This window comes from Planctomycetia bacterium (genome assembly GCA_015200345.1).
GTDB lineage: Bacteria > Planctomycetota > Phycisphaerae > UBA1845 > UTPLA1 > PLA3.
In genome coordinates this window covers 842,054-856,550 of record CP054187.1, presented here as the reverse complement: position 1 = coordinate 856,550, position 14,497 = coordinate 842,054, and the positions used below count along the sequence as shown (strand labels likewise).

The following is a 14,497-nucleotide window of genomic DNA, read 5'->3' as shown; positions in this document are numbered from 1 at the left end:
CTCGGGCGTGCGCGTATGGTAGTCTTCAGGGTGGATCGCCGCAGTCGAAGCGCGATCGGCCCGTCCGAAAACGAGATCGACACAACCGACCGAAGCCGCGCGGCGCGAAGGGCGATTCCTTTCGCGCCGCCCGGCACGACACGCCAGACGCGGCATTCCGCGAGATCCAGTGGAATGCCTGATACAGCCGCCGGCCGCTTATCGAGGCTGCGGTGAAAATGCCAAACAGATCGGTCGTCGAAACCAGGGCGCCCGATCCGCGCGTCGGTGGCAGCGGTGTGTGGAGCAGTCAACAGGAGGGTGAGATCATGTTCCTGAATGCGAAGCGACGGAATCGAAAGCTGCGGCGTGGCAGCGTCATCACGCCGGGCGTCTTCTTCGGAGGAGTCGTCGGATTGGGCGTGGCGGCGCTGGCCGTCGATACCGGTCTGATGTTCTCGGCCAAGCAGGAACTTCGCAACGCGGCGGACGCGGCGGCGCTGGCGGCGGCGTCGCAGCTTGGTACGCCAAACGCGACGACGGAGGCGGTGGTCGAGGCGGCGCGCATCGCGGGGCTGAATCAGATCACCCATCAGGGTGCGGACCTGGTCGAATCGGATGTCGTGTTCGGCCGGGCGACGTTGAACAATGGCCGGTACGAGTTCCATCCGAACCAGACGCCCTACGATGCCGTTTCGGTCACGCTTCGGCGTGATGCGAGCGTCGCCGATGGTCCGGTGTCGATGCTGTTCGGGCAGGCATTGGGTGTCGAGGGCGCCGACTTGAGCGCGACGGCCGTGGCCATGGTGGTGCCGCGTGATATCGCGGTGGTGATCGACCTGTCCGGATCGATGAACGATGACAGCGAACTGCGGCACTATAAGGAGTTCGCCTCGGAGAGCAGCGGTACGCGGCCGGGCGTTCAGATTAATCTTGAACAGGTGTGGATGTCGTTGCCGTGCGAAAAGGGCAACAACGGTGTCGGCAATGGCATCGACCCGCAGCCGCCGGGCAATCCAGGAAACGTGAACGACCAGCCCGGTACCGGCCCTGGTTCGCCGAACAGTCAGGGAGGCAACCCCAGTCCTGGGGCGAGTCCCACAGGGCCCAATGGTGGATGCGGCGGCCCGCGCTGGGGATGGATGACGGGCTTTGGAAACGCCATCGCGCTGGGAAGTTATACGCCTGTCGATGATCCGGGTTTGTATTACATACCTCGGAGCGCCACGTGCACCGATGCGGACGTGATCGCGAACATCACCGAATCGGGGTACAGCGCGAACGAGCGCTCGGCGCTGCTTTCCGGCAGCTTTGATGGTACGACACAGTATTACCGAAATCGGGTCAAGGTGCTGCTCGGTCTGGCGGGCTGGAGGAGCAAGAAGTCCGGCGGCAAGTACAACGGCGGTCCCGGCAACGGGGACAACAAGGTGGACAACAACGAGCTGACGCATGTTGTTTCGTACCCGTTTGCCGGCGGAAGCTGGGACGCGTACGTGGATTACATGACCAACTCGTCGGAGATGCGGGACACCGATCCGAACTTTCGTTACCGGTATGGCATCAAGACTTTTGTAAACTATCTACTGGAGAAGCAGGCGAACAACTCGAAATGCCCGGAGCTGGCCTCCGCGCCGGAGGAGCCGCTCTACTCCGTGAAGGGCGCCGTGCAAGCGCTGGTGGACACGGTCGTGGACCTGGATACGGATGATCGCATGTCGCTCGAGACGTTCGCACAATACGGCTACCATCGTGTTGATCTGCAATCGCCATCGGCCGGGCAGACGCTCGCCGAAGTCCTTCAGCAGATTCCCAACAATCTGAACGGCATGCAGGCCGGGCATTTCACGTCGATCACCAACATCGGCGCGGGGCTGCAACTGGGCATCGCGGAGTTGAGCAGCGAGCGGGCACGTGCCAGCGCCGCAAAGGTCATTGTGCTGATGACCGACGGCAAGCCAAACGTTGACAGCGCCGGCAACAGCGTCGGCAACAACGCGCCGTCGGCGATCAGTTGGTGCTATGACCGCGCCAACGCGGCCAAGGCGGCGGGCATGACGGTGTACGTCGTGGGCGTCGGCGGCGACGTCGACTCCGATCTGTGCAGCGACTTGGCCAGCACGCCGGATCACTACTTCTTCGCCGATTCGACGCCCGATCCGGCGAACAACAACCAACCGGTGTACGTCGCCCAGTTGCGGCAGATTTTCGAAACACTCGGCGGCAAGCGGCCGGTCCGCTTAATTCAGTGACGCGGAGTCCTCGTCGAGGGTGACCCGTCTGATCGTACCGGTCACAACGACGAGGGCCGCGAGCATACTGGGACGTATCACGGACGCGCCCGTCGCAACCCGGCGGGCGCGTCGCTTTATGGGGCCGCACAAAAGCTCGGCGGGCCGAGGCCACTGGAGTTCAATTGGTCCTTTCGACCGGCCGATAAGGACAGGGCGATTCGCAGAGAAGGTATCGCTTCAGCGGGGGAAAGGACGGCCCGACTTACCGCTGTGGGCGCGATGGGGACCATGGCGAACAACGTACGCGTCATTTTGTATACAACCAACGAAGCCGAGGCGCCGGAGCTGCGCCGGCTCGTCACGTCCCTGCCCGAGATTCGCATCGTCGCGGACCTCGACGAGGTGAGCCTGTTGCCTCACGCGCTGGCGCAGTTTCCGGCCGACTTGGTGATCGTCGATCTCGACCCGCAGCCGGCGCTCGTGCTGGAGTGCGTGCGGCAGCTTCGCGAATGCAATCTGGAGATTCCCGTTTTTGCGTTAAGCGCGCAGTCCGACGGGGCGGTGGTCCTCCGTGCGATGCGCGCCGGCATCAAGGAATACCTTCTCAAGCCGCTGAATCTCGACGAATTTCGAGAGGCCGTCGGGCGCATCGTCGTCAACCAGCCCAAGACCCGCCAGCCGGGCAAGCTCATCAGCATCATGGGAAGTTCCGGCGGCGTGGGCTGCACCACGGTGGCCGTCAACCTGGCCGTGGAGCTGGCGCAACTGGTCGGATCAACGCAGAAGGTCGCGCTGGTGGACCTGGATTTTCGATTCGGCCACTGCGCGACGCTCCTGGACCTACACGGGCAATACACCGTGGCCGATCTCTGCTCCACGCCGGAGCAACTCGACCCGGAAATGGTGATGAAAGCGCTGATCAAACACGAGTCGGGTGTCCTCGTGCTCCAGCGACCGCATACGTTTGCTCATGCCGAAATCATCACGGCCGCTCATTGCGCAAACGTTCTAAGCAGTCTTCAGGAATTGTGCGCGTACGTGGTCGTCGATGGACCCACGAGGCATGATCCCGGCGGCCGGACCGTCCTCGATTCCGCGGATTTCAATCTGCTGATTCTTCAGCTCCTCGTCACGAGCGTTCGCAACAGCGATCGCATGATTCAGGAACTGGCCAGCCAGGGGTTCAATACCGACCGGCTCCAATTCATTTGCAATCGACTTGGCCGGGACTCCGCGCACCTGGACGTGGCGCAGGTGGAACAGACGCTCGGACGTAAGTTCTTTTCGACGATCGTAGACGAATGGAAGACGGTCAGCTCGGCGATCAACCTGGGGCAGCCGATCCTGAAGGATTCGGATCGCAGCCGCGTGCGGCAGGATCTTCGCGCGCTGGCCATGAAGATTCATTGCCCCGACGCGCTCGAATCGAACAAGTCCAACGGCGGTTTCCTCGGCAAGCTGCTTAGCAAGGCGCGGTCGGGCGGATCCTCCACAGTGAACTCAACGGGCGACGCCAAGCCACCCACCGGCGTCGCAGCCGTTCCCGCGACCTGACCACTGGCTCGACGCCGGCCTGCCGTCGCCTCTTCACTTCGTCCCAGAATGCGCGAACACGGATCGATGTGAGCAAAGCCCGAAAACCGGCGAACCCTGCGCCGGCCCATCCATCGAACGCAATGTACCTTTTAATCGAGCCGAAGAAAGAAGCGATGATTAGCGCGGGCGGGGAGCGCCGCGCGAATCAAAGTTGATCGTCTCGTCGTCGAACCGGGGGAAGCATGTTCGGACGCGCCAAGATACCCGTTCTGAAAGTCCCGAAGCAGCCGGAGACGGACAAGTCCGCGCAGGCAGCTCCGAGCGCGCCGCCGTCCACCGCGCCGGCGGAATCGGCCGCTCCGAGCAGCGCTGCGGCGCCTGCGTCACCGTCCGCCCCCGCGCTTCGACCGTCCGCCCCCGCGCCGATTTCGACGCTGGCGAACAAGCCGAAAGAGCGCGATCGAACCGACGAGTTCGCCGAGATTAAGACCCGGGTCCACAAGAAGCTGGTGGACACACTCGATCTCGCGGCGTTGTCGAAGCGCACCGGTGAGGACGTGCGCGAGGAAGTCAAGCAGGTCATAGCCGATCTGTGCCAGCAGGAAGACGCCCTGCTCAACTTCAACGAGCGGCAGCGGCTGGTCGGTGAAATCCTCGATGAGACATTCGGGCTGGGGCCCCTCGAGACGATCCTGAAGGACCCACACGTCAGCGATATCCTCATCAACGGTCCGAAGCAGGTGTACATCGAGCGCAAGGGCCGCCTGCAACTGACGAACATCACGTTTCGCGACAACGCGCACCTGATGCACGTGATTGACAAGATCGTGTCATCGGTCGGTCGTCGCTGCGATGAAGTTTCGCCGATGGTGGATGCGCGGTTGAAGGACGGCTCGCGCGTGAACGCCGTCATCCCGCCGCTCGCGATTGACGGACCGTCCATGTCGATTCGCCGATTCGGCGCCGATCCGATCACGTGGGATGACTACGTGAAGTTCAACTCGGTGACGAAGGAAATGGTGGACTTCCTCCGCGCCTGCGTCATCGCCCACATGAACATCATCGTAGCCGGCGGCACCGGCTCGGGTAAGACGACGCTGCTCAACAATCTGTCGTCGTTCATTCCCGAAACCGACCGCATCGTGACCATCGAGGACGCGGCCGAGCTGCGCCTGCGCCAGCCGCACGTCGTGCGTCTGGAGTCGCGCCCCGCGAACATCGAAGGCAAGGGACGCATTGCGATTCGTGACTTGCTGATCAATGCGCTGCGTATGCGGCCCGATCGCGTCGTGGTCGGCGAATGCCGCGGGCCGGAAACGCTGGACATGCTTCAGGCCATGAACACCGGCCACGACGGCTCGATGACGACGATTCACGCCAACAGCGTGCGCGACGCCGTTCAGCGCGTGGAGACGATGGTCATGATGGCCGGTTTTGACCTGCCGGTGAAAGCGATACGCCAGCAGTTCGCGTCGGCCGTGCATCTGGTCATCAACGCGGCGCGTCTGACCGGCGGGCCGCGCAAGATCATGTCCATCGCCGAAGTGCAGGGCATGGAAGGCGACGCCGTCACGATGCAGGAGATTTTCAAGTTCGAGCAGCTGGGCATCGACGCATCGGGGAAGGCATACGGGCGATTCATCGCGACGGGGTTGCGACCGAGTTTTCTGGATCGGCTCAAGTACTCCGGCGCGGAGCTGGATTCGTCGATTTTCGAGCGGCGCGTGTTAAGCACCGATCCGCATGCTACGTGAGAGAGGTTTGAAGCGTGTCGCAGCTGATTGCATTTGTTGATACGTCGTCGATCATGGACAAGGTGGTGCTGTACGCGCTGCCGCCGATCGGCTGCACGTTTCTGGCCTACGCGATTTTCAATCTCGTCGCCGATCTGCGCAAGAAGGAAGTCAAGAAAGTCGCGGAGCGGTTGAAAGAGGGCGGCTTCGGCGATTCCGCAAATGAAGTGGCGGCGAAGGAATCGATCATGCGCCGGATGCACCAGGCGCAGTCACCGTTTGGACAGTTCATCGCCGGATTGGCCTTCATTCCGCGGCTTCAGCAATGGCTGGACCAGGCCAACATCGCGTGGCCGGCGACGACCGTGATGGTCAACCTGCTGGGTCTCGGATCCGTGGGGTATATCTGCTGCTACTTCCTTGAGGCCGCGCAGTGGGTGGCGCTTTCGGTGGCGGGGGGATTGTTGCTGCTGCCGCTGCTGGTGATTTTCATATTGCGCAAGATGCGGATGAACAAGTTCATGCACCAGTTGCCGGACGTATTTGAGCTGATGAGCCAGGCGCTGCGCGCGGGGCACTCGCTGGCCAACTCGATTCTGGTGGTCAGCCAGCAGTTGCCCGATCCGGTGGGCACGGAATTCGCCCGCGTCTTTCACGAACAGAACCTCGGCATCAAGATCGAGGACGCCTTGCGCGACATGGCCCGCCGCGTCGGGCTGATGGATGTGCGCTTCTTCGTGACGGCCGTACTCATTCAGCGGCAGACGGGCGGCGATCTCGCCGAGGTGCTGGATAACATCAGCAGCGTCATCCGCGACCGGATCAAGCTGTTCGGCTCGGTGAAGGCGCTGACGGCTGAAGGGCGCTTGTCGGGCTACGTGCTGCTGGCGCTGCCGGTGTTTGTGTTCCTGCTGGAGCTGGTGATCAACCCGGATTACGCGCAGATCATGCTGGACGACGAAGTGGGTCAGTACATGCTGATCGGCGCGGGGGTGAGCCAGGTGCTGGGCCTGGCGTTGATTCAGAAGATCGTCAATATCAAGGTTTAGCGGTTGGAGGATGGTTGCGTGTCGGAACTGGTGATGCTGGGCATTCTGGTCGCGGTGGCCATCGGGCTGGTGATTTACTCGCTGCTGCCCAGTCGCGGGGAGCGGGCCGAGTCGGTGCGCCGGCGTGCGATGGGCCTGACGGGGGAAGATGACGCCGCGACCGCGAAAGAGCGCGCTCGCAAGAACGCCGGCAACAAGAGCATGCTGGAAATGGCGGCGCCGATTCTGTCGCGCCCGATGATGCCGAAGTCGGAGGAGGAGCAATCGACCCTTCGGGCGAGACTGGCCAACGCGGGCTACCGCCGCGAATCGGTCGTGACGATGTTCCTCGCGAGCAAAATACTGGTCGGCGGTGCGCTGGGCCTGGTGGCGTTCTTGTACGCGTCGGCCTTGGGGACCGAGTCGCCGCAGGTGATCTACTACGGAGTGTTCGGACTGGGGCTGGGCTTCATGGGGCCGAACCTGTGGCTCGTCAACGCGATCAAGAAGCGGGGCGAGGCGATTCGCAACGGCATGCCGGACTCCCTGGACCTGATGGTGGTCGCGGTAGAATCGGGTCTTGGCCTCGACGCGGCGCTGCTTCGCGTCAGCGATGAAATGAAGCACGTTCATGGCGCGCTGGCGGAGGAATTGCAGATCGCCACCATCGAGACGCAAATGGGCACCTCGCGCAGTGAAGCCTTGCAGCGCATGGCCGAGCGCACGGGCGTGCAGGAGATGCGGGCGCTCGTCGCGGTGATCACCCAGGCCGAAAAACTCGGCACGAGCATCGCCCAGGCTTTGCGCAATCAGGCCGAGAGTCTTCGCACCAAGCGTCGCCAGAAGGCCGAAGAGCGCGCCCAGAAGACGGCGGTGAAGCTGCTCATTCCGCTGATTTTGTTCATTTTTCCGGCGATTTTCGTCGTGCTGGCCGGTCCGGCGGCGATCCACATCATGCACACCTTCCAGAGCGGCGCGCTGAAGAAGTAGGTTGCGTACCGGACGCAGCGGATGCAGCGCGCGCTCGCGGCGGTTCCGGCTGCCATTCGATTGCATGCACGATCGGCACGGTTTGCGCAACGACGCCGCGCCGTTCATCGCCTACAATCGCGCGCATGCCGCTGCTGGTGCGCAACCTGACGCTGTTGCTCGATGAGCCGGACGACGCCTTGCGCGAACGGGCGGCCCGGCGGCTGCGTATCAAGCCGGACTCGATCAAGCACTACACCATTGTTCGCCGCGCGATCGACGCGCGCGAGAAGACTCGGCTGTCCTTTGTTTACAACGTTGAAATAACACTGGCCGGCGGACCGCGCGAAGAGAAGCGCGTGCTGCGCGGCTTGCACCGGGCGGATGTCATCGAGCTGCGTCCGCCGCTGCGCGCCGAGCTGCGCAATGGTAGTGCGTTCATGCGCGAGCGGCCGGTTGTCGTCGGGTTCGGACCGGCCGGCATGTTCGCGGCTTTATGGCTGGCGAAGTTTGGATTGCGGCCGATCGTGCTGGAGCGCGGCCAGCCCGTCCGCACGCGGCACCGCGACATCATGGTGCGGTTTTACAAGCAGCGTGACTTTGATCCGGAGAGTAACTTGCTCTACGGCGAGGGTGGCGCGGGTGCCTACAGCGACGGCAAGCTCTACACGCGCGTGAATGACCCGCGCATGCGCGAGATTCTCGACGTGTTCGTGCAGCACGGCGGAAAACGAGACATCCTGGTCGACGCGCGACCGCACCTGGGCAGCGACTGGATACCCACGATTTGCTGGCGGATTCGTCGCACCATCGAGGCGCTCGGCGGCGAGATTCGCTTCGGCAGCCGGATTGATGATCTCGTGATCGATGACTGCGGCGCGATCGGTGTGATCGTCAACGGGCAGACGCTTCCCGCCTCGGCGGTGCTGCTGGGCGTGGGCCACTCGGCGCACGACACGCTGCGGATGCTGGTGCGGCGCGGGGTGAAAGTGATTGCCAAACCGTTTCAGTTTGGCGTGCGCGTGGAGCACCCGCAGGCGCTGGTGGATCGCTGGCAGTACGGTGCGGCATGCGGGCATCGTCGCTTGCCGCCGGCGGAATACCACGTCGTGGCGAAGGGCGCGGGCAACGCGGCGGGGACGTCGCACGCAGCCGGCGACGTGTACAGCTTCTGCATGTGTCCGGGCGGGACGATCCTTCCGACGAATGAGACCGCCGGAATCATCGCGACGAACGGCGCGTCGAACGCGTCGCGAGCGGGGCGCTTCGCCAACAGCGGGCTGGTGCTGACGGTGCCGGTCGAAGCGTTTGGGAATGATCCGCTGTTGGGAATCGAGTTTGTCCATCGCTACGAGGCAACGGCGTTTGAGTTGACCGGCGGAAGTTACGAAGTGCCGGCGCAGCGCGCGGCGGACTACCTCGCGGAGCGGGCGTCGAACGGTGCGCTGGAGACAAGCTATCCGCTGGGCGGGCGGTGGTGCGACGTGCGGCGCGTGTTGCCGGATTTCGCGGCTCCGGCGATCGCGCGAGCGCTGGCTGATCTTGATCGGCGTATGCCGGGGTTCGCGGGGCCGGAGGCATTGGTCACCGGACCGGAATCGCGGGCCAGCGCGCCATTCCGTGTGCTTCGCGACGAGGCGACGCGCCAAAGCGTGACCGTGCCCGGCCTGTATCCCATCGGCGAGGGCGCGGGCTACGCCGGCGGCATCATGTCGGCCGCCGCGGACGGCATCGCCACGGCCGAACTGCTGATCCGACAATTCGCCCCGATTCGATAGGCGATGATTGCAGATTCGCGTCGTTCCGGGTGGCAAGGCTACGGCCTTTTGCGGCCATGATAGATCAAGTTAGAATGATCGCGCGGGATTGCTCGCTCGAACACCGGCGGAGGATCGCAGATTCGTGCCTGCTGACCAGGACGTCGTCATCTCCATCCGCAATCTGCGGAAGTGGTTTGACAATAATGGCCGTCGGCAGGTCGTTCTGGACGACGTGTCGTTCGACGTCTATCGCGGCGAGACGATCATCATCATGGGCGGCAGCGGCTGCGGGAAGAGCACGCTGCTGAACTGCCTCATTGGCGAGTATCCCATCGACGCAGGCAGCGTCACGTACAAGACCAAGGACATGCCGCAGCCGGTGGATATTGTCGGCATGGGTGAGCGGGAGCTGAACCGGATTCGCCGCAAGTTCGGCATTCTGTTTCAGAGCGGGGCGCTCTTCAATTCGATGACCCTGGCGGAAAACGTCGCCCTGCCCCTGCGCGAGCACAGCGACGTGGAGGAGTCGGTCATCGACATCGTCGTGACCCTCAAGCTGCAACAGGTTCACATGCTGCCGCACCGCGATAAGATGCCGTCGATGCTATCGGGCGGTCAGAAGAAACGAGCGGGCCTAGCGCGGGCGACCGTGCTCGACCCCGAGATTCTCTTTTACGACGAGCCGTCAGCGGGATTGGACCCGGTCACCAGCGCGGCGATAGACGAGTTGATCATGGACCTGTCGGGCAAGCTGCAAGTCACCAGCGTCGTCGTCACGCACGAGATGGACTCGGCCTTTCGCATCGCCGATCGCATGGTCATGCTTGACAAGGGCCGCGTCCTGCGGATCGGGACGAGGGAGGAGTTTGACCGGCTTCGCCAGACCCCGCCTGCGGACCTCAAGACATCCGACGATCGCTTGATTTGCCAGTTCCTGAACGGTCACACCGAAGGCCCGCTGACTGACGCTGACGGGATGACGGAGTACGAGAAGCTGCTGGTCGCAAACGAGGAGTAAACCGCCACCATGCCTGCACAGCGTAACGCATACAAAGTTGGAATCGTGACGATCGCCGTCGCGATTGCCGCGTTTGCGATTCTCCTGTGGATCAGCAAGGGGGTCTCGGGCGACATGCGGCGGATCACGGTGCGGTTTGAGTCGTCTCCGGCGATGCCGACGCTTGTACCCGGTTCGGACGTGTTCATCGGCGGGCAGCGCGTGGGCAAGGTGCGCAGCGCGAAGCTGGCCGAGGGGCCGGGGCCGGTCGTGGTGGAGGGAAGCACGTCGCGTAAGACATTTGACGTGGTGGTGGAGGCGGACATCCTCGCGTTCATCGAGCCGCGCAAGGATTGCAAAGTCTTCGCCGAGGGTCCGCCGCTGGGGGGCGATGGAATCATCAAGATTGACCTCGGCAAGGCGTCTGATCCGTTGCCGGAAAATGAAGTGATCCGCGGGGCCGATCCGGGCGGGTTCGCGGCGATTCTCTCGGGGTTGCAGAGCGAGTTCGACGGGTCGAACCCGTCGGGCCTGCTGGGCCTGGTCAAGGCGCAGCTCAACGGCGAGGACGAGGCGACGCTGATGGGCAAGCTGCTCAAATCGATGGGTGACGTCAATGCCATGACGGCGTCGCTGGCGCGCGAGCTGACACCGGAACAGAAGGCGACGCTGCTGGCGAAGCTGCACAGCGTGGCGGACAACATCAACGACACGACGGGTTCGCTGCGCAACGAGTTTGCGTCGCAGAAGCCCGACGTGCTGCTGGGCAAGATTCACCTTGCCATCGGCGCGATCAACGACGGCCTTGACACGATGGCCCGCGTGCTCAAGACCAATGAAGGACCGATCAACAATACAATGAAGAACGTCGAGCGCACGGCGGCGAATATCGCCGACGAGATGGACCCTGCGAACCTCGACGGGCTGATGGCGCAATTCAAGAAAGCCGGAACGAGCCTGAATACGTCGCTGGAGGACATCAACGCAGTGACCGGCGCGACGCGTCAGGTCGTGGTGCTCAATCGCGACAATTTGAGCCGCATGTTGATCAATCTCAAGGAAGCCTCGGACCACCTCAAGAGCGGGTTCAAGTACGTCCTGCGCCATCCGTGGCGGATCTTCAACGCGCCCAAAGAGTCAGAAATTCGCCAGCAGGCGATCTTTGACGCTGCCCGAAGCTTCGCCGAGGCGGCCACGCGCGTCGACGACGCGACGGCGCAGCTCAAGGCGCTGGCGGAATTAAACAACGGCAACATCCCGTCGGATCATCCCGAATTGCTGCGCATCCAGGCCGATCTCCGGCAGACGCAGCAGCGCTACCGCAAGGCGGAAGATGAGCTGTGGAAGCAACTCGGCGTCGTCGCGAATTGAAAAATGGCAAAATGAGGAACAACGCAAAGGGGATGCCGTCGCCGCTCGAAGCAGCCGAACGGGCGAAGACCGATCCGGCCGCGACTTGCGTTGCGGCGGACCCTCCGCGCGCTGAACGAGCAGCCGCCGCGCGGATGCAGATCACGCGTGGACTGCCACGGGCGACGCGCCGCGAATGGCCGCGAACGCTTGATTGAGATCCTCGATCAAATCATCCGCATCCTCAATTCCCACCGACAGCCGCAGCAATCCGCCGGTCAGGCCGCGGGCTTCGCGTTCGGCGACGGGCATGCTGGCGTGGGTCATTGTTGCCGGGTGGCCGATGAGGCTCTCGACGCCGCCGAGGGACTCGGCCAGCGAGAAGAGCTTGGTCTTGCCCGCGACGGCCCGCGCGGCCGCCTCGCCGCCCTTTAGCTCGAACGAGACCATGCCGCCGAAGGCCCGCATCTGGCGCTTGGCCAGGGCGTGCTGCTTGTGATTCGTCAGGCCGGGGTAGATGACTCGCGAGACGGCGGGATTGGCCGCCAGCCACGCGGCGATCTTCGCGGCGTTGGCGCAATGTGCCTCCATGCGCACGGCCAGCGTCTTGATGCCGCGCAGCACGAGCCAGCAATCGTGCGGTCCCGGAACGGCCCCGACGGCGTTCTGATGGTATTTGAGACGTGTGTAGAGGTCGTCGTTGCTCGTCAGCGTCGCGCCGCCGACCACGTCGGAATGCCCGCCGAGGTACTTCGTCGTGCTGTGAACCACCACGTCGGCCCCCATGTCCAGCGGTTGTTGCAGATACGGACTGGCGAAGGTGTTGTCCACGACGGTGATGAGCTTGTGCTGCTTGCCGATCTTGGCCACCGCCGAAATATCGACAATATTCAATAATGGGTTGGTCGGCGTCTCCATCCAGATCATCTTCGTGTTGGGCTTCACGGCCTTGGCGACGTTGTCCGGATTGGTCATGTCGACCCAGGAGAACGTGAGCCCGTAGCGCTTCCACACGAGTTCGAACAGGCGATACGTTCCGCCATAGACATCGTCGGCGCAGATGACGTGATCGCCGGCCGAAAGGAGATTCATCACGGTGTTGGTGGCGGCGAGACCGGAAGCGAAGCAGAGGCCGTGCCTGGCGTTTTCCAGGGAGGCAAGGCAGGACTCGAGTGCGGTGCGCGTCGGGTTGCCGGTGCGGGCGTATTCGTAACCCTTGTGTTTGCCGATGCCGTCCTGGGTGTAGGTGGAAGTCTGAAAGATGGGCACGATGGTGGCCCCGGTGACGGGTTCGGCTTCCTGACCGACGTGAATGGCGCGCGTGGCGAAGTTCATGGGTGTCCTTTCGTGCGTTGACCGGCTGATTGTAGCGGGCAGGGCTTCGGTGAAAAAGCCGGCAGTTCCTCGATCGTCGCCCGGGAGCTCGTCTCGGGCCCGAGTCTATTTCGCTGCCTTGACCGCTTCGACGCCTTCCGGTCCGCCGGAAAGGTACGTGATGAAATCGGTCTTGGTCAGCAGGCCCAGCGGCTTGTGATCGTCGGTGACAATGATGGCCGACGCGCCGAGCGAAAGCGCCTTGATGCCCTTTTCGATCTCGACGTTCTTCTCCAGTTTGGGGAAGGCCGAGCCCATGACTTCGCCGACGGCCTTCGTCGCGATGTTGATGTGATCGAAGACCAGTTGCAGGGGCGTGATCTCCTGAATCGAACCGAGTACGTCACCATCGTCTCCGACGACCGGCAACTGCGAGATGCCGTTTTTGCGCATCAACTCGACGGCCTTGGCGACCGGGTCTTTTCGATTGACGGTGATAAGCGGTGGGATGTCACCCTTGGATGCCAGCACGTCGCCGACGGTCATTCCGTGGCCGGGCAGGGGGATGAATCCCTTGCTCTGCATCCATTCGTCGTTGTAGATCTTGCTCAAATAGCCGCGGCCGGAGTCGGGCAGCAGCACGACGACAAGCTTGTCGGCCGGGAGATCGGCGGCGACCTTCAGCGCGGCGCAGACGGCCGTTCCGCACGATCCGCCGACGAGCAGACCCTCCTCGCGGGCCAGTCGGCGGGCCATGGTGAAGGAGTCTTTGTCGCTGACGGCGATGACCTGATCGACGAGCTTGAGGTTGACGGTGTTGGGGACGAAATCCTCGCCGATGCCTTCGACGAGGTAGCCCTTTGGCATGTTTCCTTGAGTATAAATCGAGCCTTCCGGGTCGGCGCCGATGATCTTGATCGAAGGCTTCTTTTCCTTGAGGTAGCGCGCCGTGCCGGAGATGGTTCCGCCGGTGCCGACGCCGGCGACGAAGTAGTCGATCTTGCCGTCGGTCTGCTCCCAGATTTCCGGTCCGGTGGTGTTGTAATGAGCCTGGGGATTGTTGGGGTTCTCGAACTGGTTGGGCTGAAACGCGCCGGGGATCTCCTGCGTGAGGCGATTGGCGACGTTGTAGTAGCTCTCGGGGCTGTTCGCGCCGACGGTCGGGACGGTGACGGTCTCGGCGCCGTAGGCGCGCAGCAGGGCGAACTTTTCCGGGGCCATCTTGTCGGGCATGACGAGGATGCAGCGATACCCCTTGATGGCGGCGGCCATCGCCAGCGCCGCGCCGGTGTTGCCGCTGGTTGGTTCGATGATGGTGCCGCCGGGCTTGAGCTTGCCGGCCTTCTCGGCTTCTTCGAGCATGAGCAGGGCGGGGCGATCCTTCACGGACCCGCCGGGGTTGAAGTACTCGACTTTCGCGGCGATGGTACACTTGATGCCTGCGGTGACGCGTCGCAGGCGCACCATGGGTGTGTGGCCGACGCATTCGAGAACGGAGTTGAGAATCTGCACGAGGGGCCTCCCAGGGGCGCAAACGAGTAACGCAACCAGAAACAACGGGTTCGATTATACAGGGTGGATCATGGCAGGCGAATCA

10 protein-coding genes are annotated in these 14,497 nt (G+C 63.1%); 8 read left to right on the top strand and 2 right to left on the bottom strand.

The genetic code is table 11. The features are described 5' to 3' along the window. The first annotated feature begins 218 nt into the window (after positions 1 to 218). The 8 genes from HRU71_03715 (at position 219) to HRU71_03680 (ending at position 11,607) form a co-directional block, all read left to right on the top strand. Positions 219 to 2,231, top strand: a complete 2,013-nt coding sequence (locus HRU71_03715; GenBank protein QOJ02647.1) for a VWA domain-containing protein — start codon at positions 219 to 221, stop codon at positions 2,229 to 2,231. A 270-nt stretch (positions 2,232 to 2,501) separates the two neighbouring features. Next, a complete protein-coding gene (locus HRU71_03710; protein QOJ02646.1) occupies positions 2,502 to 3,767 on the top strand; it encodes a response regulator in 1,266 nt (421 codons plus the stop codon). Positions 3,768 to 3,991: 224 nt separating this feature from the next. Further along, positions 3,992 to 5,503: a CpaF family protein gene (locus HRU71_03705; GenBank protein QOJ02645.1), complete on the top strand. Its 1,512-nt coding sequence runs from the start codon at positions 3,992 to 3,994 to the stop codon at positions 5,501 to 5,503. A 14-nt stretch (positions 5,504 to 5,517) separates the two neighbouring features. Next, positions 5,518 to 6,531 (top strand): type II secretion system F family protein, encoded by a 1,014-nt coding sequence (locus tag HRU71_03700; GenBank protein ID QOJ02644.1) that lies wholly within the window; start codon positions 5,518 to 5,520, stop codon positions 6,529 to 6,531. A gap of 18 nt (positions 6,532 to 6,549) precedes the next feature. Then, complete coding sequence (locus tag HRU71_03695; protein ID QOJ02643.1) at positions 6,550 to 7,500, top strand: type II secretion system F family protein; 951 nt, start codon at positions 6,550 to 6,552, stop codon at positions 7,498 to 7,500. 125 nt (positions 7,501 to 7,625) lie between these two features. Further along, entirely contained in the window at positions 7,626 to 9,257 is a 1,632-nt protein-coding gene (locus HRU71_03690) for a hypothetical protein (GenBank protein QOJ02642.1), read from the top strand. A 148-nt stretch (positions 9,258 to 9,405) separates the two neighbouring features. After that, complete coding sequence (locus HRU71_03685; GenBank protein ID QOJ04909.1) at positions 9,406 to 10,257, top strand: ATP-binding cassette domain-containing protein; 852 nt, start codon at positions 9,406 to 9,408, stop codon at positions 10,255 to 10,257. A gap of 9 nt (positions 10,258 to 10,266) precedes the next feature. Then, positions 10,267 to 11,607, top strand: coding sequence for a hypothetical protein (locus HRU71_03680; GenBank protein QOJ02641.1), 1,341 nt, complete (start codon positions 10,267 to 10,269; stop codon positions 11,605 to 11,607). A gap of 141 nt (positions 11,608 to 11,748) precedes the next feature. Here HRU71_03680 and HRU71_03675 read toward each other — a convergent pair whose 3' ends face one another. Both HRU71_03675 and HRU71_03670 read right to left on the bottom strand, forming a co-directional pair. After that, the gene (locus HRU71_03675) at positions 11,749 to 12,921 is read right to left on the bottom strand and encodes a cystathionine gamma-synthase (GenBank protein QOJ02640.1); all 1,173 of its coding nucleotides are present in this window, start codon (positions 12,919 to 12,921) and stop codon (positions 11,749 to 11,751) included. Positions 12,922 to 13,026: 105 nt separating this feature from the next. Then, positions 13,027 to 14,412 carry a cystathionine beta-synthase gene (locus HRU71_03670; GenBank protein QOJ02639.1) on the bottom strand — a complete coding sequence of 462 codons (1,386 nt, stop codon included), beginning with the start codon at positions 14,410 to 14,412 and terminating at the stop codon, positions 13,027 to 13,029. Positions 14,413 to 14,497: the final 85 nt, after the last annotated feature.